At 64.8% G+C, this 18,691-nt stretch carries 16 protein-coding genes; 7 read left to right on the top strand and 9 right to left on the bottom strand.

Features of this window, described 5'->3' with window-relative positions; translation table 11 throughout:
* Positions 1–132 precede the first annotated feature (132 nt).
* On the bottom strand, positions 133–951 hold the full coding sequence (gene map, locus XF30_RS37380) for a type I methionyl aminopeptidase (RefSeq protein ID WP_036014218.1): 819 nt from the start codon (positions 949–951) through the stop codon (positions 133–135).
* A gap of 122 nt (positions 952–1,073) precedes the next feature.
* Positions 1,074–2,390, bottom strand: a complete 1,317-nt coding sequence (locus XF30_RS37375) for a mechanosensitive ion channel family protein (protein WP_036014217.1) — start codon at positions 2,388–2,390, stop codon at positions 1,074–1,076.
* A 208-nt stretch (positions 2,391–2,598) separates the two neighbouring features.
* On the opposite strand from XF30_RS37375, the gene XF30_RS37370 reads away from it, so the two are divergent.
* Both XF30_RS37370 and XF30_RS37365 read left to right on the top strand, forming a co-directional pair.
* Positions 2,599–4,392, top strand: coding sequence for a potassium/proton antiporter (locus tag XF30_RS37370; protein ID WP_036026415.1), 1,794 nt, complete (start codon positions 2,599–2,601; stop codon positions 4,390–4,392).
* Positions 4,393–4,528: 136 nt separating this feature from the next.
* Positions 4,529–4,789: a PepSY domain-containing protein gene (locus XF30_RS37365; protein ID WP_036014215.1), complete on the top strand. Its 261-nt coding sequence runs from the start codon at positions 4,529–4,531 to the stop codon at positions 4,787–4,789.
* Positions 4,790–4,804: 15 nt separating this feature from the next.
* Here the strand turns inward: XF30_RS37365 and modC are convergent, their stop codons facing one another.
* From modC to mepA, 4 genes are all read right to left on the bottom strand, one after another.
* Positions 4,805–5,467, bottom strand: a complete 663-nt coding sequence (gene modC, locus XF30_RS37360; protein WP_036014214.1) for a molybdenum ABC transporter ATP-binding protein — start codon at positions 5,465–5,467, stop codon at positions 4,805–4,807.
* Positions 5,468–5,469: 2 nt separating this feature from the next.
* On the bottom strand, positions 5,470–6,165 hold the full coding sequence (gene modB / locus XF30_RS37355) for a molybdate ABC transporter permease subunit (RefSeq protein ID WP_109146003.1): 696 nt from the start codon (positions 6,163–6,165) through the stop codon (positions 5,470–5,472).
* Positions 6,166–6,232: 67 nt separating this feature from the next.
* Complete coding sequence (modA, locus tag XF30_RS37350; RefSeq protein WP_109145487.1) at positions 6,233–7,018, bottom strand: molybdate ABC transporter substrate-binding protein; 786 nt, start codon at positions 7,016–7,018, stop codon at positions 6,233–6,235.
* A 366-nt stretch (positions 7,019–7,384) separates the two neighbouring features.
* Entirely contained in the window at positions 7,385–8,329 is a 945-nt protein-coding gene (mepA, locus tag XF30_RS37345) for a penicillin-insensitive murein endopeptidase (protein WP_109145486.1), read from the bottom strand.
* Positions 8,330–8,781: 452 nt separating this feature from the next.
* Between mepA and XF30_RS37340 the strand changes: the two genes are divergently transcribed.
* Positions 8,782–10,947: a putative bifunctional diguanylate cyclase/phosphodiesterase gene (locus XF30_RS37340; protein WP_109145485.1), complete on the top strand. Its 2,166-nt coding sequence runs from the start codon at positions 8,782–8,784 to the stop codon at positions 10,945–10,947.
* 246 nt (positions 10,948–11,193) lie between these two features.
* Positions 11,194–11,358 carry a helix-turn-helix domain-containing protein gene (locus XF30_RS37335; protein ID WP_162130849.1) on the top strand — a complete coding sequence of 55 codons (165 nt, stop codon included), beginning with the start codon at positions 11,194–11,196 and terminating at the stop codon, positions 11,356–11,358.
* Positions 11,359–12,253: 895 nt separating this feature from the next.
* Here XF30_RS37335 and XF30_RS37325 read toward each other — a convergent pair.
* The 3 genes from XF30_RS37325 to XF30_RS37315 form a co-directional block, all read right to left on the bottom strand.
* Positions 12,254–12,715, bottom strand: coding sequence for a GNAT family N-acetyltransferase (locus tag XF30_RS37325; protein ID WP_109145484.1), 462 nt, complete (start codon positions 12,713–12,715; stop codon positions 12,254–12,256).
* Positions 12,716–12,797: 82 nt separating this feature from the next.
* A complete protein-coding gene (locus XF30_RS37320) occupies positions 12,798–13,745 on the bottom strand; it encodes an ABC transporter substrate-binding protein (RefSeq protein ID WP_158284449.1) in 948 nt (315 codons plus the stop codon).
* A 190-nt stretch (positions 13,746–13,935) separates the two neighbouring features.
* Positions 13,936–15,156 carry an MFS transporter gene (locus tag XF30_RS37315; RefSeq protein WP_109145482.1) on the bottom strand — a complete coding sequence of 407 codons (1,221 nt, stop codon included), beginning with the start codon at positions 15,154–15,156 and terminating at the stop codon, positions 13,936–13,938.
* Positions 15,157–15,348: 192 nt separating this feature from the next.
* Here XF30_RS37315 and XF30_RS37310 point away from each other — a divergent pair, with 192 nt between their 5' ends.
* From XF30_RS37310 to XF30_RS37300, 3 genes are all read left to right on the top strand, one after another.
* The gene (locus XF30_RS37310) at positions 15,349–16,650 is read left to right on the top strand and encodes a serine hydrolase domain-containing protein (RefSeq protein WP_192893370.1); all 1,302 of its coding nucleotides are present in this window, start codon (positions 15,349–15,351) and stop codon (positions 16,648–16,650) included.
* A gap of 143 nt (positions 16,651–16,793) precedes the next feature.
* Positions 16,794–17,747, top strand: a complete 954-nt coding sequence (locus XF30_RS37305) for a tetratricopeptide repeat protein (protein ID WP_109145481.1) — start codon at positions 16,794–16,796, stop codon at positions 17,745–17,747.
* Positions 17,748–18,175: 428 nt separating this feature from the next.
* A complete protein-coding gene (locus XF30_RS37300) occupies positions 18,176–18,589 on the top strand; it encodes an SRPBCC family protein (RefSeq protein ID WP_109146002.1) in 414 nt (137 codons plus the stop codon).
* Positions 18,590–18,691: the final 102 nt, after the last annotated feature.

Raw genomic sequence — 18,691 nt, 5'->3', positions numbered from 1 at the left:
GATCTGGGACGATCAACCGAGACCCGGACTCGGGCCTAGGTCAGTAAGCGCGTCCTCGACGCGTTGGTGCGCAAAGGCAGAATCGCCACCCGCCAAAGGGGGCCGCCGCTAGCAATAGCTGACGCACCGGGCTCACCCGATCTGCTTCTCGCCGTGCCGCGCCGATAGCGTGAAGATCTCGACGCCGGTCGCCGTTACGCCGACGGAGTGCTCGAACTGCGCCGACAGCGAGCGGTCGCGGGTCACCGCGGTCCAGCCGTCGGACAGGATCTTCACGTGCGGCTTGCCGAGATTGATCATCGGCTCGATGGTGAAGAACATGCCGGGCTTGAGCTGCACGCCCTCGCCGGGCCGGCCGATATGGATGATGTTCGGCTCGTCGTGGAACATGCGCCCCAAACCATGGCCGCAGAAATCGCGCACCACGCTCATGCCCTGCGGCTCGACGAAGCTCTGGATGGCATGGCCGATGTCGCCGGTGGTGGCGCCGGGCTTCACCGCGGCGATGCCGCGCATCATGGCTTCATAGGTCACCTCGATCAGCCGCTCCGCCTTGCGGGCGATTGGGCCGATCGCATACATCCGGCTGGAATCGCCATACCAGCCGTCGACGATGAAGGTGACGTCGATGTTGACGATGTCACCCTCCTTCAGCGGACGGTCGCCGGGCATGCCGTGGCAGACAACATGGTTGAGCGAGGTGCAGGTCGAGTAGCGGTAGCCGCGATACATCAGCGTCGCCGGATAGGCACCATGGCTGAAGGCGAAGTCGCGGACGAATTCGTCGATTCTGGAGGTCGGCACGCCCGGCCCGACGATGTCGGTGAGCTCGTCCAGGCACCTGGCCACCAGCGCGCCCGCCTTGCGCATGCCGGCAAAGGCGGCAGGCCCGTGCAGCTTGATCTGTCCGGTCTTGCGCAGGGAGGTCTCGGTGGCGTCGACGTAGCTCATGCGTGTCAGGTCTTCTCGGGCTAATCTCGATATCGGCGGAAAGGCTTGATTTCACGCCCCAATTTAATGATTGGCGGCCTTCATGCAAGCCGAGGCTACCAGCCTTGGCTTACGAAAGCGTCTTAATTCGGGACTTCCACGGCGGTTTCCACCGGCAGGGCGCCGCCGCGGATACGGATTTCGCGGACGGGATAGGGAACCCGGATGCCCTCGCGCTTGAAGGCGTCCCATAGCTCCAGCATCACGTCGCTCTTGACCTTGTCCATGCCGTCGGGGTCGGCGATCCAGAAGGTCAGCGAGAACTTCATCCCGGCTTCCGCGAACTCGGTCAGGAGACAGGTCGGCGGCTTGCCCTTCTGCGCGCGCGGATGAGCGGCGGCGGTCTCGGCGGCGAGCGTACAAACCAGCTTCGGGTCGGCGTCGTAATTGGTGCCGAAGGCGATCTTCACCAGCGTGTTCTTGTCGGTATAGGTCCAGTTGACGACCTTCTGCGTCACCAGATCCTCGTTCGGGACCAGGAATTCGCGCCCGTCGCCGGCAGCGACGGAAATATAGCGCGTCTTCATCGCGCTGATGCGGCCGGTGTTGTCGCCGATGGTGACGAGATCGCCGGGCTTCACCGATTTGTCGGCGAGCAGGATGATCCCCGAGATGAAATTGGCGACGATCTTCTGCAGGCCGATACCAATGCCGACGCCGACCGCGCCGGAGAACACCGCGAGCGCCGACAGGTCGATCCCGACCGCGCCGAGCGCGATCACGATGGCGACCGTGAGCAGCCCGATGCGGATGATCTTGACCAGCAGCACCTGCACCGACGGCGTCAGATCGGTGGTCGAATTGATCCGGCTCTCGGCGAAATTGCTGGCGATGTTGGTGAGCCAGAGCGCGATCAGCAGCAGCGCGCCGGCCTTCAGCGCCAGGAGGGGGGTCAGCCTGAGGCCGCCGAGCACGATCGCGAAGGAATCCAATAGGTCGACCGTCGCATCGAGCTGGCCGACGATGGAGAGCGCGGCGATGAACCATGCCGTGATCGACACCAGCTTGACGATGAAGGCGTTGCGCAGCACCGAGGTCACGAGCCGGATCACCAGCCAGGCGAAACCCAGCTTGGCTGCGACCATCAGCAGATAGGAGCGGCTCGGCCAGGTCGCGTGATACATCACCACGCGCGAGACGATCACGAGCAGCGTGAACACCGCCGTCGAGGCGCTGGCGACCATGACCCGGACGAAATGCCGGAGCGGCAGCGGCCAGCGCATCGCCAGCGAGGTCAGGTCGACACGGCTGCGAATAGCGGCCTCCGCGGCATAGGCGATGCCGGCGGCGGCCAGGATGAGGCCGAATTGCAGGTAGAACCAGGGTGAGGAGAATTCTGCCCCGACGCTGCGTGCGGTGGTCTGCACGAGCTCCATGAAGTCTTTGAGGTCCATGTCCATCGGGTCTCGTCGGCAAGCGGGGAGGAATTGATTCGAGGGCGCCGGACAATCCCACAAAGGACGCGGCCGGGCCATCGATACACCGTGAAGTGAAGCGCGTTAAGGCCGTAAAATGCGGGCAGATTGCCGCGAAGAGCGAAAATGGGTTGGCGCGCGAGTCCACCGACGATAAGGATGAAATTCCAGCGATTTCTTACCCGGAAGGTGGATGGCTTCCCTCGACTCCGTCAGTCTCGCCATATTGCTCGGCGCCGTCCTCGTCATGGCCGGCATCCTCTCCAGCCTGCTTGCGCTGCGCTTCGGCGCGCCCTTGCTGCTCGTCTTCCTCATCATCGGCATGCTCGCCGGCGATTCCGGCCCAGGTCAGCTCCAGTTCGACGACGTCCGCACCACCTATCTGGTCGGCTCCGTCGCGCTCGCTTTGATCCTGTTCGACGGCGGCCTGCGCACGCGCTTTGCCAGCATCCGCACCGTGCTTGCGCCGTCCGTGGTGCTCGCGACCGCAGGCGTGCTGCTGACCGCGCTGGTCACGGCGCCGTTCGCCAAATACGCGCTCGACCTCAACTGGTCGGAGTCGCTGCTGGTCGGGGCGGTGGTGGCCTCGACCGACGCTGCGGCCGTGTTCCTCCTGGTGCACACCCAGGGCCTGCGTCTACGCCCGCGCGTCGGCGCGACGCTGGAGGCGGAATCCGGCACCAACGATCCCTTCGCGATCTTCCTCACCTTGATGCTGGTGGAATACATCTCGGTCGGTACCAGCTCGCCCGGCCATGTGCTGATGGAGTTCATCCAGGAGGCGGTGCTGGGCGCCGTCGTCGGCGTCATCGGCGGCCGCCTCGTCGTCATCGCGCTCAACAAGGTCGCCCTACCGCAGGGCCTGCATGCGCCCTTCGTGACCACGGCCGCGCTCGTCATCTTCGGCGGCTCGCAGATCATGCACGCCTCCGGCTTCCTCGCCGTTTATCTCGCCGGCATCATCATCGGCAACCGGCCGACCCGCGCGCATAATTCGGTGGTGACGTTCCTCGACGCCGCGACCTGGCTGGCGCAGATCGTGATGTTCGTGCTGCTCGGCCTTCTGGTCTCGCCGAGTCGGTTGGGTTCCAGCGTGCTGCCAGCGGTCGCCGTCGCGCTCGTCTTGATGCTGGTGGCGCGCCCGCTCGCGGTGTTCGTGTGCCTGTCGCCGTTCCGCTTCAACTGGCGTGAGAAGATTTTCATCGCCTGGACGGGCCTCCGCGGTGCGGTCGCGATCTTCCTGGCCTCGATCCCGATGCTGGTCGGGTTGCCCAAGGCCTATCTCTATTTCGACGTGGCCTTTGTCGTCGTCATCATCTCGCTTCTGCTGCAAGGCTGGACCCTGGCGCCGGCCGCGCGCAAGCTGCACGTGGCGCTGCCCCGTGCCGACCGCGGCCCCCGCCGCGTCGAGCTCGATCTGCCCGGCCAGCTCGAGCAGCAGCTGGTCGGCTATCCGGTGCGGCCCAAGAGCCTGTATTTCCGCCGCGGCCTGATCCCGTCCTGGTCCAAGCCGACACTGGTGATCCGCAACGAGCACATCCTGACGCCGACGGAGGCCGATCCAATCGCACCGGGCGACTACATCTATCTGCTGGCGCCGCCGGAAAAGGCCGAAGCGCTGGACCGTTTCTTCGTCGACATGCAGCCGAGCACCGCGCCCGATCCGCATCTGCTCGGCGACTTCATGGTCTCCGGCGAGCACACGCTCGCCGAGCTCGCCGCGATCTACGGTGTGAAGGTCGGCGAGGACGACGGCAAGCTGACCCTGGCAGATTATTTCGACGTCCATCTCGACCACGCGCCGAAAGAGGGCGCCGAGCTGCCGCTGGACGAGATCGTGCTGGTCGCACGATCAATCTCCGGCGGCCGCGTCAACGTCGTCGGCCTGCGTCTGCCGGAAGAAGACGAAACGCCGCCGCCGCTGACCCGCGCGCAGGCGGTGAGAAAGAAGCTCGCCGATGTCTGGACTTCGGTCGCCGGAGTTTGACTTGCGAAGAGGAACTGCCACCAAATCGCCGCAACCGCCGAAGTTTTGCGCGGCTTCGTGACATCCGGATCCGGAACGCTCCGCATTGCCTCTCGTTCTAAGCTGTATAGAAGTTTGGACTGACAGGAGTACGCCAATGCGAAAGTTCGCCCTTCCGATCGCGACTGTCCTCGTGCTGGGCGCAGCGGCGCCGGCTATGGCCTACGACACCGGCGATCAGATCTCGATGCAGGTTGCGCTTGACGTCGCGACCGATCTTGGCGTTGCGACGGTGTCGCACACGAACTTCCTCGGCGACGAATGGCAGATTGAGGGCCGCGACCGCGCCGGCCGCTGGATCGAGGTCGATGTGGATGCCCGGACCGGCGAAGTGCGAAACGTCGACCGCGGCTGGTAGCGGGGGTTGGCCCGATCACGTCAGCACCTTCACCCCGCCGAACGACGTCACCCGTCCCTGCTTCAGCATCACGATCTGCGTCGCGAGCTGGCGCAGCTCGGCGACGTCGTGGCTGACATAGACCATCGGCACATTGGCCTCGTCGCGCAGTCGCACCAGGTAGGGCAGGATCTCGAGCTTGCGGCCCTCGTCGAGCGCGCCGAGCGGCTCGTCGAGCAGCAGGAGGCGCGGCTTCGACAGCAGCGCGCGGCCGAGCGCGACGCGCTGGCGCTCGCCGCCGGACAGCTTCCCGGGACGGCGATCCCTGAGCGCGCCGATGTCGAGCAGGTCGATGATGCGCTTGTGCTGCGCCGGATCGGGCGCAAGCCCGTTCATTCGCCGTCCGTAGTCGAGGTTCTGCGCCACGCTCAGATGCGGAAACAGCCGCGCATCTTGGAACACGTAGCCGATGCGGCGGCGGTAAGTGGGCACGTGAATGCCGGCCGCGGTGTCGTCGACGATCTCGCCGTCGATCGCGATGGTGCCGCGATCGGGCCGCAGCAGGCCGGCGATCATGTTGACCAGCGAGCTCTTGCCGGCGCCCGAGGCGCCGAACAGCCCGATGACGCGCCCCTCGCTGCTGAAGGAAGCGGACAGCGAGAATTCACCGAGCTGTTTTTCGACGTCGACGCGCAGCATGGTCAATTCCCGTGCAGCCGCTGCGTGGCGCGGCGGGCGAACCATTCGGCCGCGATCAGCGCACCGATCGCGAGCACGATCGAGACGATCACGAGCCTTCCCGCAGCGGCATCGCCGTCCGGCGTCTGGATCAGCGAATAGATCGCGGACGAAATCGTCTGGGTCTCTCCTGGAATGTTGGAGACGAAGGTGATGGTGGCGCCGAACTCGCCGATCGCCTTGGCAAAGCCCAGCACCATGCCGGCGAGCACGCCCGGCAGCGCCAGCGGCAGCGTCACCGTGAAGAACACTTTCCACGGCGCTGCGCCGAGGGTCTCCGCAGCCTGCTCAAGCCGGCGGTCGATCGCCTCGATCGACAGTCGCATCGGCCGCACCAGCAGCGGAAACGCCATCACGCCGCAGGCGAGCGCAGCACCGGTCCAGCGGAACGCGAAGACGATGCCGAGATGGTCGGCGAGAAAGCTGCCAATGAGGCCTTTGCGACCGAAGCTGAGCAGCAGCAGATAACCGGTGACGACGGGCGGTAGCACCAGGGGCAGATGCACGAGTGCGTCGAGCACCGACTTGCCCCAGAAATCACGCCGCGCGAGCAGCCACGCCAGCGCAATGCCGAACGGCGTTGCGACCAGCGTGGCGATGACGGCGACCCTGAGCGAAAGCAGGATCGCCGTCCATTCGGCGGGAGAGATCTCGAACATCAAGTCGTCATATCAGGTCGCAGAAAACAGGTTGTAAAATCAGGTTGCAACAGTCAGGTCGCAACAATCAGGTCGTCGGGCTGATCAGGAACTTGAAGCCGTATTTTTCCAAGATGGCCTTGGCCGCCGCCGTGCGCAGGAAGGCGAGATAGCCGTTCGCCTCCGGCTTGGCGATGCTGGTCGCCGCGACCGGATAGATGATCGCAGGATGCGAATCCGCCGGGAAGGTGCCGACGATCTTCACGCCCGGCTCGATCTTGGCGTCGGTCGAATAGACAATGCCGAGCACGGCCTCGCCGCGGGCGACCAGTGTCAGCGCCGCGCGCACGCTCTCGGCCATGGCGAATTTCGGCTCTGCCGCCTGCCAGGCCCCGAGCTTTTCCAGCGCCGCCTTGGCATATTTGCCTGCAGGGACCGACTTGACGTCACCGGTCGCGATCCTGCCGTCGCCGGCGAGCTTGGCGAGATCGAAACCTGCCGCGATCGTCACACTGTCGATCTTGGAATCCTTCGGCGCGATCAGCACGATGCTGTTGCCGAGCAGATTCACTCTGGAAGGCTCGTTGATGGTCTTCTTGGCGATCGCGTAGTCCATCCAGTCGGTGTCGGCCGAGACGAACACGTCGGCCGGCGCACCCTGCTCGATCTGCTTGGCCAGCACCGAGCTAGCGGCGTAGCTGACGCTGAACTTGACGCCGGTCCTGGCGGTGTAGGCGGCGTCGATGTCGTCCAGCGCGTTCTTCATCGAGGCGGCGGCGAACACGGTGATGGTCTTGTCCTCGGCCGCGGCGGGCGCGACGGCCGTGCTGGCGAGAATGACGAAGGCGGTGAAAAGTCCTGATAGACGAAACATGGATGCGCTCCGTGCGGGCTCGCGCGCGCAAGGTTGCACGCGCGAAATCTGGCGTTGGCTGGTCAGATGCGACGGGCGGACACGCTGTTCCACGGTCCCAAGCGACGGCTTACGGCCGGCGGGGATATCGCAGTGCAAACATAGCAGGCCGTAGCCGCAGGTCAAAGCCGGCCGTTTGTCGGCCAGCTTCTATCGGGCCGGCGAGTTCGTCATCCCGGGGCGCGCGTAGCGCGAGCCCGGGATCCATAACCACAGGATTGCGTCGGGCGAAGACTCGGAGTGACCTGCTTCGCGCAAGTATCACTCCCTGTGGTTATGGGTGCCGGGCTCGCTGCGCGCCCCGGGACGACGTCCGTGGGCGAGCCCTTACGGCTTCACATCCCCTGCATGCAGCACCGCCTTGCAGGCTGCCGGCATCTGCGCAAGCGTCATCGGCGGCTTCGGCTTGGGCGGCTCGGGCGGCGGCTTGGGGTGCAGCACCGCATCGGAGAACCAGTAGGCGAGATCGGCGGGCTTGCAGCCTTCGTCCTCGGCCTGTGACGGCTGGCCCTCGCATTCGCCGGCCCCGGCCGGGCAGTGCATGCGGATGTGGAAGTGGTAGTCGTGGCCCCACCAGGGGCGGATCTTCGACAGCCAGGCGCGGTCGCCCTTGGCCTCGCGGCACAGCGCCTTCTTGATCGCGGCGTTGACGAAGATGCGCTGCACGGCGGGTTCTCGCGCCGCAGCGCGCAGCACCAGCACGTGGCTTGGTGTGAACACCTTGGGGTCGATGTCGAGCCGGTCCTGGCGCACCATCATCACCGCCGACATCTCCTCGCGCTCCTCGCGCGAGAGCCGGCGGTCCGGCATCGGCGTCAGCCAGATGTCGGCGTCGAGACCGATCTGGTGGCTGGCATGGCCTGACAGCGCCGGCCCGCCGCGCGGCTGGGCGATGTCGCCGACCAGGATGCCGGGCCAGCCTGCGTCCTTGTGCGCCTTCGCGGCAAGCCGCCTGATCAGCGCGATCATGTCGGGATGACCGTAGCTGCGATTGCGCGACAGCCGCATCACCTGCCAATTGTCGCCGTTGACCGGCATCTGCGCGGCGCCGCCGATGCAGCCCCTGGTGTAGGAGCCGATGATATGGGCCGGCCCCTTCGATGGCAGCAGCTTGCGCGCGAACAATTCCTTGGCGGCGAGATCGGGGTCGTTGGGATTGGCGAGCGGCGGCAGCGGCTTCGGGTTGATGCTGCCACGGTCCTGGGCCAGCGCGCCACCGGCGCCCAGGCAGACGAACGAGAGCAGGAGGAGGGTGATGCCGCGGCGACTCATGCTGACGCTCTTATAACCCAATGCTGCACCAGGGTTAAGAACGAGGCGACGAGCCCGCCGCCGGCTCATCGCAGCGCGCCCCGAATCGCGTCTCGACCCGCCGTTTCTTAAGGGTGTAATAACCGTATCCTGCATTGACCAAAATTCGTGCGCAGCGCGCAGAAAATTTTGCGGTTCGCATGCAATCGCGCGCAATTTCGGAACCGATTCAGGCGTGCGCGCAATTTTGCGCCAGATCGCTCATTGATTGCGGCGCCACACTCAGTCTGATGGCGCCTGCCGCCGCTCGCCACGCCGCGCAAACAGGCAGTAAGCGCGCCGCGCGCGGACCGCGGCGGGCTAAGATTACTTTTTTTTCAGACACTTGCCTCAAAACTTGCGGCCGCTGGACGCGACTGGGACGAGTGAAGTTGAGTTTGGGGTCTCGAAGAACAAGAAAGCGAAAGCAAAGCATGCTTGCCCGCGCCGGCCAAAAGGCGCGCAAGCCGCGCTTCGCGCGCGCGCACCGTGCCCTTTCCGAACACGACGAAATCCTGCGCAGCCGTGCCGAGGCGGAAGCCGCGATCGCGGAGGCGCGCAAGTCGCATGAGCGCCTGCGCCAGGCCATCGACATCCTGCCGCAGGGCATCGTGTTTCTCGACGCCGAAGGCCGCTACGTCCTCTGGAACAGGAAATACGCCGAGATCTACAGCAAGACCGCCGATCTGTTCGAGGAGGGCGCGCGGCTCGAGGACACGCTGCGCATCGGCGTCGCCCGCGGCGACTATCCCGAGGCCATCGGCAATGAAGAAGCCTGGATCGCAGAGCGCCTGCAAAAACTCTACAAGCCCGGCGCGCGCCACGAGCAGAAGCTGTCGGACGGCCGCGTCATCCTGATCGACGAGCGCTTGACCGATGACGGCGGCGTCGTCGGCCTGCGCGTCGATATCACCGAGCTCAAGCAGCGCGAGGCCTCGTTCCGCCTGCTGTTCGACGGCAATCCCGTGCCCATGATCGTCTGCGCGCCGGACGACGAGCGCATCCTCGGCGTCAACGATGCCGCGGTCGCGCATTATGGCTACAGCCGCGCCGAGTTCGAGCGATTGAAGATCCGGTCTTTGCAGGCGTTCGAAAGCGAGCCGCCCTGGACCGTCGATGGGACCGGCGAGAATCAGGCCGGCCGCACCTGGAAGCACGTCAAGGCCGACGGTGGGCTGATCGACCTTGCGATCTATTCCCGCGAATTGATTTATGGCGAGCGGCCCGCGGTGCTGCTCGCGCTGATGGACATCACCGAGCGCAAGCGCGCCGAGGCGCGACTCGCCTTCATGGCCCAGCATGACGGGCTGACCGGTCTGCCCAATCGCAGCCTGCTGCGGCAGCAGATGGACGAGATGCTGCTGCACACGCGCCGCGGCTCCGAGAAGGTCGCGCTGCTGATACTAGGGCTCGACAATTTCAAGGCGGTCAACGACACGCTGGGGCACGCGGTCGGCGACAAGCTGCTGCGCGGCGTCGCCAAGCGGCTGCGTTCCACCTTGCGCGACGAGGATGGGCTGGCCCGGCTCAATTCCGATGAGTTCGCGGTTCTGCAGAGCGGATTGGCTCGGCCGGAAGATGCGGTGGGTCTCGCAAAACGCCTCCTTGCGGCCATTGCCGATCCCTATCTGCTCGACGGTCACTCCGTGGTGATCGGTGCCTCGATCGGCATTGCGATGGCGCCGGGCGACGGCGAGGATTCCGAAAAGCTGCTCAAGAGCGCCGACATGGCGCTGTCGCGGGCCAAGCTGGACGCGCGCGGCAGCTTCGCCTTCTTCGAGGCCGCACTCGACGCGAAGGCGCAGAGCCGCCGCAAGATCGAGGTCGAGCTGCGCGATGCGATCCAGAATGACGTGCTGCGGCCGTACTACCAGCCGCTGATCGACCTCGCGAGCGGCCGCATCACCGGCTTCGAGGCGCTGGTGCGCTGGCCGCATGCCGAGCGCGGCATGGTGTCGCCGGCCGAGTTCATTCCGGTCGCCGAAGACACCGGCCTGATCAATCCGCTCGGCGGGCTGATGCTGCGCCGGGCCTGCCTCGACGCCGCGGCCTGGCCCGACGACGTCCGCGTCGCGGTCAACCTGTCGCCACTCCAGTTCCGCAGCGGCAATCTGCTCTCGATGGTTACTGACGCGCTGAAACATTCCGGCCTGGCGCCGCGGCGGCTCGAGCTCGAGATCACCGAGACGCTGCTCCTGGAGAAGAGCGCGCAGGTGCTGGCGACGCTGCATGCGCTGCGCGCGCTCGGCGTGCGCATCTCCATGGACGATTTCGGCACCGGCTATTCCAGCCTCAGCTACCTACGCAGCTTCCCGTTCGACAAGATCAAGATCGACCAGTCCTTCGTGCGCGATCTCGCGGCCAACCGCGAGGCCCAGGCGATCATCCGCTCGATCGTCAGCCTCGGCAAGGGCCTTGGCGTCACCATCACCGCCGAAGGCGTCGAGACCGAAGCCGAGCTCAGCTGCCTCCGCGCCGAAGGCTGCCATGAGGGCCAGGGCTTCCTGTTCAGCAAGGCCCGGCCGAATGCGGAGATCGTCAGCCTGCTGGCCGCACAGCGCGGCATCGACCGCAACGAGGACGCCGCGCTGGTGGCGTGACCGCTCGCCTCCACGATATCTAAGAACGCACCGCTTCGCCGATCGGCCTCTCCCGCCTTGCCCGGCGCCAGCAGCCTTGATCTGCCTCAACAACGAGGCCAAAGGCCGGGGCGCATGACAGCGCGGCGTCGGTCAATTTCCGTTTGGAGGTTCGGACGGATAATGGCCCGGGCGCGCCACCCGTAAATTTCCCAAGTGCGGACCGTCAGCTGCCGTCGTTAAGTCGTGCGGTCGTGGGGTCGCACCATGAAGACACCGAAGCCGAAGCAATGGGCCGAGCAGGAGGTTCGACGGCTGGTCACGCTGGCCCGGCAGGGCATTGGGGTATCGAAGATTGCCGCCGAACTGGGCCGCCACGCCGGATCAGTCAGGCGAATGGCGCGAGCGAAAGGAATATTGTTGAAGAAATAGTCGCCGGTAGGGCAGGCGCTGCCTGATCGACGAGGCGCGTGGACGGCGCCCTACAGCCCGAAGCCTCGGCCGATGTCCCGCACAAGGCTGGGCGCAGCCTCAGTACTGCGACCATGGGAGAGCGCTCGATCGAGCCGAGACAAGATGCCTTTTCCGAAGAGCGCTATAGCGATGCTTCTGAGCATGGTTGTGGATCGGGTTTGAACGATGCTGCGAAAGTTCAAAACGGCCCCAGCCGCAGGATGGGGTAACAGCCGGGGCCGGCATTCCCATTCCAATGTGCCGCATCGGCGGTGGGCGGCACTCTTCAGGTTAGGCACACAGAAGCTAACAAATTATTCTGTTTCGCTCTCACCTCGCGTCGGCCGTGGCCGATTGTATCATAGCGTGCTCACGGTGAAGCGGTGAGCGAACCGAGCAATGGTCGACATGCTCGAGCGGCGCATCATTGGCCAAGTGCTCCCAATATTCAGCTTCCGCGAGTAGTTTCCAACCTCGATCCGGATGACGCGCGGCTGTCTGACGGCACAATAATGCCATCGCGCGCAGGCGACCCGCAGTATCCATCTGCTCCTCCCATTATATTCTTGTTGATTGCACCCTATTTTCTTTTTTTGCGTCGGAGTCATTACGATTATGTCGCAAAACTAATTTCCACTTTTCGAAGCGCGACTCGACTTTCGTTGCGGCTACAAATCGCGCATCGAACACAACTGGCGCAATTCAGCTCGTATCGGTAGATCGAGACCGGACCATCAGGCTTCGTGCTTACTAATCAGAACTGGCAAGAACGGCGAGATACTCGCGCCCGTCCGTCGGCGATGGGTTCCGCAAGAGCTCGAACTACCACCACGCGTCGGGCTCTCCGCGGCGATTGCCATGGTGTGGACCAGGTCTAGGTCCGCTCGATGAGCACCCGCTCCATGATGATCGTGCGTTCGTCCCCATAATAGCTGTCGCGCACGGCATTGAACCCCAGTCGCGCATAGAAGGTCTCTGCAGTGACCGATGAAGGGACCGTCAAGGACGGAATGTTCCGCTCGCGCGCCGTGCGCTCGATCTCGGCCATCAGTAGCTTGCCGATCCCGCGAGCCTGAACGTCCGGAGAAACGAAGACTGTGCGGACGACGCTTCCGTCGAGGCTTGCCGTTCCGACCAGGCGGCCGCCGATCGTGGCGACGAAAACGGTGCGCTGCCCGATCAGCCGGCGCACGGCATCCGGGCCGAAGCTGGGCTCGATCCGCGCGATGATCTCCGCCGTATAGTCCCTTGCATTCGTTTCGCGCAGCGCACGCAAGATGACCGCGCTGATGGCCGCGGCGTCATCGTCGAGCGCGGGCCGGATGCTGCATTCCATGAACTGCTCCGCCGAAGCTTCGCGAATGACTGGATTTGAGCCCGCCTCACGGCGCGGCAATCGGCGGATTTTCAACGACCCGTCACTCGATCAAGTCGTCCGTCAGCACGAGGATGGTGGGCGGGATCGTCACGCCAAGCGCACGCGCAGTCTTGAGATTGACGGCCAGCTCGAATTTGGTTGGCAGCTGGATTGGCATATTTGCCGGCTTTTGTCCCTTCAGGATCAGATCAACATAGCCCGCCGCGCGACGAAACAGGTCGCCGATGTCGGCACCATAGCTGATCAGAGCGCCGGCATGGGCGAACTCCTTCTGCTGGCCGATGACGGCGATCTTCATGTCGATGCCGATACGGCAAATTGCGTCCTGCATCGCGGCGGTCATGTAGTCGCGAATGACAATCACGGCGTTGCCGCCGGCGGCCGCGAGCACGTTGAATTGCTCGGCAACCGCCGCCGGCGACGCGCTCGTCAGTCCGAGGCGCACCGGTTCCAGCCCGGCGCGTCGTGCTTCCTCGATGGTTTGCGCGCCCCAGGCGCTGAACGTCGGGTCCGTCGCATTGTTCAAGACGCCGATCCGCTTCAGCGAGGGCAGGATCTCCCGGATCATCTCGATGCGCTTGGCCGACATCTCCTCGCCGAACGCGGCGAAGCCGGTGAGACTGCCGCCCGGCCGCGCGAGGCTCTGAAACAATTCAGGGTCGCTTTGCACCGCAGGCAGCGCCACGGCGACGACGGGAATATTGGTTTTCCTGATGATCGCGCGTGCTGCGGCCGGGCCGGGCGAAAGCAGCACGTCCACCTGTCTGGCCACGAGGTCGTCGATCAATGCAAGGCCCCGCGACACATCGCCGGCCGTCGAGTGGGCCTCGATGACGATGGTGCGGCCCTCCACGTAACCCAGCTCGGCAAGCGCCTTCCGGAACGGAACGAGCACCGCATTGTCGATGTCCGGCGTGGCAAATCCGACGAATCCCACGACCGGAATGCGCTTTTGGGCCAAGGCTTCGCGCGCCGATATCGCCGTCATTCCCAAGAAGCTCAGAAACGTCCGCCGCCTCATTTGGCCTCTCGCGATGCCAGAACGATCTGATCACAAGGGCAATGGTACACGAAGATAATCGGTGCCAGAAGGCAGGAAGTAGGATGACCGAGGGAGGCGAAATCCATCAAACCTACATTGATGCAAAGTCAGATCCGGCAATCGCCACTATCCGGTGTCACGCCGTCGCGCGGCCAAGATCGAGCGATGGCCTGCGCCGCGTCGGAAAACTCAGCGCCACCGCGACCGCCGCAAGCCCGATCGCGAAGGAGCCGGCGTGCAGCCAGGTGTATTGCTGGAAAGTATCGAACACGATCCCGCCGGCCCAGGGCCCGAGCGCCATGCCGAGGCTGGCGAAGGCCGACACGGCACCGAACACCGTGCCCATAATGCGCGCGCCGAAGAACTCGCGGACCAGCACCGCATAGAGCGGCATCACCCCACCATAGGCGAGGCCGAACACGACCGAGAGCGCGTAGAACTCGCCGAGCTGCGCCACGGCCAGATAGGTCGCGATGCACATCGCCTGCACGAACAGCCCGCCGACAAGGACCGGTTTCGCCCCGATGCGATCGGCCAACACGCCCAGCAGCAGGCGTCCGCCGAGGCCTGAGACGCCGGCGACGCTATAGACCGTCACCGCCGTGAGCGGAGCGATGCCGCAGACCATCGCATAGGACACCATGTGGAAGATCGGGCCGGAATGCGCCGCGCAGCAGGCGAAATGCGCCGCTGCGAGCGCGATGAATTGCGGCGTGCGCAGCGCCTGCGCCGCGCCCATCTCGACCTCTGGCGCCGCGTCCGTCGTTGCGGAGCCAGCGGCTGGCGGCGCCGGACGTACCAGGAAGCAGGCGGGGATCAACAGCGCCCACGAAGCGATGCCGATCGTCAGCATCGCGGTGCGCCAATCATAGGCCGTGATCAGCCAGCTCGCGGCCGGCGCGACCGTCACCGGGGACACGCCCATGCCGGCCGAGACCAGCGCCACGGCGAGGCTGCGGTTCTTTTCGATCCAGGCGCTCGCGAGCGCCATCATCGGTGCGTAGAAGCTGCCCACGGCGATCCCGATCAGCACGCCGAAGCAAAGCTGGAATTGCCACAGGCTTGCGGCCTGGCTCGCTGTGACGAGACCTAGTCCCAGCAGAACGCTTCCCGAGAGCACCACGATGCGGGTGCCGAACCGGTCCGACAGCGTGCCCCATAGGAATGCGGCGAATCCCATAAAGAGGAAATCCAGCGTCGCGGCAGCCGACACCCCGGCGCGCGACCAGCCCATCGCCTCCGAGATCGGCTGCAGGAACACCGCCAGCGACAGCATCGTGCCGAACCCGATGCAGGTCATCAGCGCGCCCGCGGCGACAACGACCCAGCCATAGTCGAAGCGTGACGGCTTGCTCATGCGTTTCCTCAGCGCTGTTGGTTTTGTTGATGGCGCGGAGAGGATGGTGGCTTATCTGCAGGGCGAGAGCAAGGCGGGTTGCCACCGCAGGCTGACACGGCCCGCCCGCAATGATAGCATGCCGCGCGTCACCAGCCTGCGACGTTGTTCTCGTGAAGCGCACACCCACCAACATGCGGGGAGGCAAGTGCAATGAACTGGGGAGCGTCGTTTAGGCCGCGCGGGTGCCGCCGGCTTTTCCTGCCCGTCATTTTTGCTTCCGCGATCTGGTCGCCGCTGGCGTGCGCGCAGGACGTCCGAAGCGCGCCCGCCGCGCCGGGGCCGGTCTTTTCGGAGAGCGGTCCCGATGCCGAGCTCTACGGTGCGGCTGAGGGCTATCCGGTCGGCACGCGGGGCGCCGCTCCCCCGCTCGACAAGCTCGTCGGCAGCTACAGCCATTTCGGCGAGATCTATCCCTCGCGCCGGGTCGCTCGCGCGACGGCGCCCTGGCAATTCAAGCGCGCGCCGGAGCCACAGGTCACCTACAGTCTTGGCACCGAAAAGCTCGGCATTGCGGACTACCTCAAGCGCAACCCGGCGACGGGCCTCCTGATCGCCAGGGACGACACCATCCTGTACGAGCACTATCAATATGCACGGACCGACCACCACCGCTTTGTCTCGCAGTCCATGGCGAAGACGCTGGTGGCCATGCTGGTCGGGATCGCGGTCTCGGAGGGACGGATCAAGTCGATCGACGACCTCGTCTCGACCTATGTCGGCGGCCTTGCAGGCACGGAATATGGCAACACGTCCATCCGCGCCTTGTTGAACATGTCGTCGGGCGTCGAATTCTCGGAAGTCTATGACGGGAACGACGACATCGCCCGGCTTGGGCGGGCCTTGTTCGCCGGCCCGCCGAAAGATCCCGCCGCCATCGTCGCGCAGTTCAACACGCGGACCGCGCGGCCGGGCACCAAATTCCACTATGCCAGCGTTGAAACGGAGATACTCGGCTTGGTCCTGCGCGCCGCCACGGGCACGCCGGTCGCTGACTATCTCCACGACCGGATCTGGGACCCCATCGGCACCGAGGCGGACGCCTCCTGGGTGATCGACGGCACCGGGCAGGAGATCGCCTATTGCTGCTTCAACGCAACCTTGCGCGATTATGCGCGCCTGGCCCGGTTGCTCGCCCATGACGGCGCCTGGGAAGGCCGGCAGCTGATCCCCCGGCAGTGGCTGCTGGATGCCACGACCGTCAGGCCAGAGGACGGTCATCTCGCTCCGCGCGTGGCCACGCGCTATTTCGGCTACGGCTATCAGGTGTGGCTCCTCCCCGGCGAGCAGCGCGGATTTGCCCTCATCGGCATTCGCGGTCAGCTCATCCTGGTTGATCCCGCGTCCAAGCTCGTCATGGTGCACACGGCCGTTCGTCAGAAGCCGTCCGAGCCTGGCGCGCTCCGGGAGCCGCTTGCGTTGTGGTCTGCTGTGCTTCAACAGCTCGGGCAATGATCAATTGCTGATGCCTGCCAATGGCATATAGCCACGCAGGCGCGGTCGGTCGCGTCGGAAAGCCGCGGTTGCATTGAACCTGTCCGGCTTCCGGGAGCACCAATGGCGCGTAAGTCCCAATAGCCGCGACGAGGGAAGGCGCGATGAGGACCTTGACAGCATCGATCTGCGTTGCAGTTGCTGCGCTTGCCTTGAGTCTGTCGTTCGGCGTGCCGTCCCATGCCGAAGAGGACGAGGCGGGCACGCTGGCCCGGCAGATGAAGCAGCTTTATCGGGCCGGGAAGTACATGGAAGCACTGCCTCTGGCCCAGAAGTCGCTGGCCCTTCGCGAGAAGGAGTTCGGCCCTGATGATGCGCAGGTCGCGACGCCGCTGAACGACCTCGGCACGATCCATTACAATCTCGGCCAATACGCCGTTGCCGAACCGCTGTACAAGCGCGCGCTGGCCATTGACGAGAAGACACTCGGTCCGAATCATGCCGAAGTCGCGATGGTGCTGAACAATCTCGGCGACCTCTATCGCGCGGAAGAGCGTTACGCCGAAGCGGAGCCGGTGCTCAAGCAGTCGATCGCCATTCACGAGAAAAGCGGTGATTCATCGATCGTGATGGCGTTGAGCAATCTGGGCGCCGTCTACAGCCATCAGGGCCGATACGATGAGGCCATACCGCTGTTCAAGCGAGGCCTCGCCGTGCTGCAGAAGGCGCTCGGTCCCGACGACCCCGAAGCGACGGTGCTGATGAACAATCTGGCCGACGCCTATATCAATCGCCATCGCTATGCCGATGCCGAGCGCCTGCTGAAGCGGTCGATGGCGGTGACCGAGAAGGCGTTCGGCCCGGATCATCCCGATATCGCGCAGGCACAGAACAATCTGGCTGCGCTCTATGGGCGTCAGGGCCGTAACGCGGAGGCCGAGCGGCTGTTCAAGCGGTCGGCGGCCACTTTCGAGAAAACCCTCGGCCCTGACCATCCGGATCTCGCCGGCGTTCTGGAAAACCTCGCCGGTCTCTACAAGTATCAAGGCCGCTATGCCGATGCCCAGCAGGCCCTGAAGCGGTCGATGGCCATCCGAGGGAAGACGAGGCCGATCTGACGAGCAGCGCAGGATGGTAGTGCGACTTGTCCGCCGCAGCCCGAAGAGCGAAGCTGGCGGGCAGGGCTATCGCATTAGAGAGTTTTTCCCTGCGGCCATCCTTCGAGACGCCCGCTTGAGCAGGCTCCTCAGGATGAGGGCGGAGTCCGCGGCAGCAGTTTCAACAGGCACCGACGCCCAATGAGCCTCATCCTGAGGAGACGCGTCAGCGTCGTCTCGAAGGACGAGGCGTGCGCGCAGGCACACTTCGCTTGCCCACACCACAACTTCTCCAACTTTTTTTTGGCACATTGACGCCGAACCATGTCGGCATGGGCCGGTCTCGATCGTCCTCGGGTCGACACGTCCCGGTCGTGCAGGAAATGGACCCGGCACGCTGGCGAGATTCCGTCAACTCGAGCGTCAAAGTCGCAACTGGAGCAATGCCCATGAGGATCACCGTCGAAACCAGCGTAGCCGCCCCGATCGATCAGGTCTGGCGTGCCTATACGACGCCAGCCGACATCGTGAAGTGGAATGCCGCGTCCGACGACTGGCATACGACCAGTGCGACGGTCGACCTGCGGGACGGCGGCGCCTTCTCGTCGCGGATGGAGGCCAAGGACGGCAGCATCGGCTTCGACTTCGCCGGCACCTACACCAAGATCGTCGAGCACAAGCGGATCGAATACGCGTTCGGCGATCGAAAGGCCGAGGTCGAGTTCGTGCCCGGCCCGAAGAGTGTTGTCGTCCGTGTCGTCTTCGACGCCGAAACCACGCACTCGGTCGAACAGCAGCAGGGCGGCTGGCAGGCGATCCTCGACAATTTTGCGCGATACGTCGAGGCAAAGAGGAAATCGTGATCGATTAGCAGCGAACGTGGATGCCTGCATCGCACACGCTGCGATGCAGGTGCCATGCTTCAGCGCGGCCATGAAGCTTCCTGCGGCATGTCGACCTTGCCG

The organism is Bradyrhizobium sp. SUTN9-2 (genome assembly GCF_003122645.1).
Lineage (GTDB): Bacteria > Pseudomonadota > Alphaproteobacteria > Rhizobiales > Xanthobacteraceae > Bradyrhizobium > Bradyrhizobium yuanmingense.
This window is presented reverse-complemented; position numbering and strand designations above follow the sequence as displayed.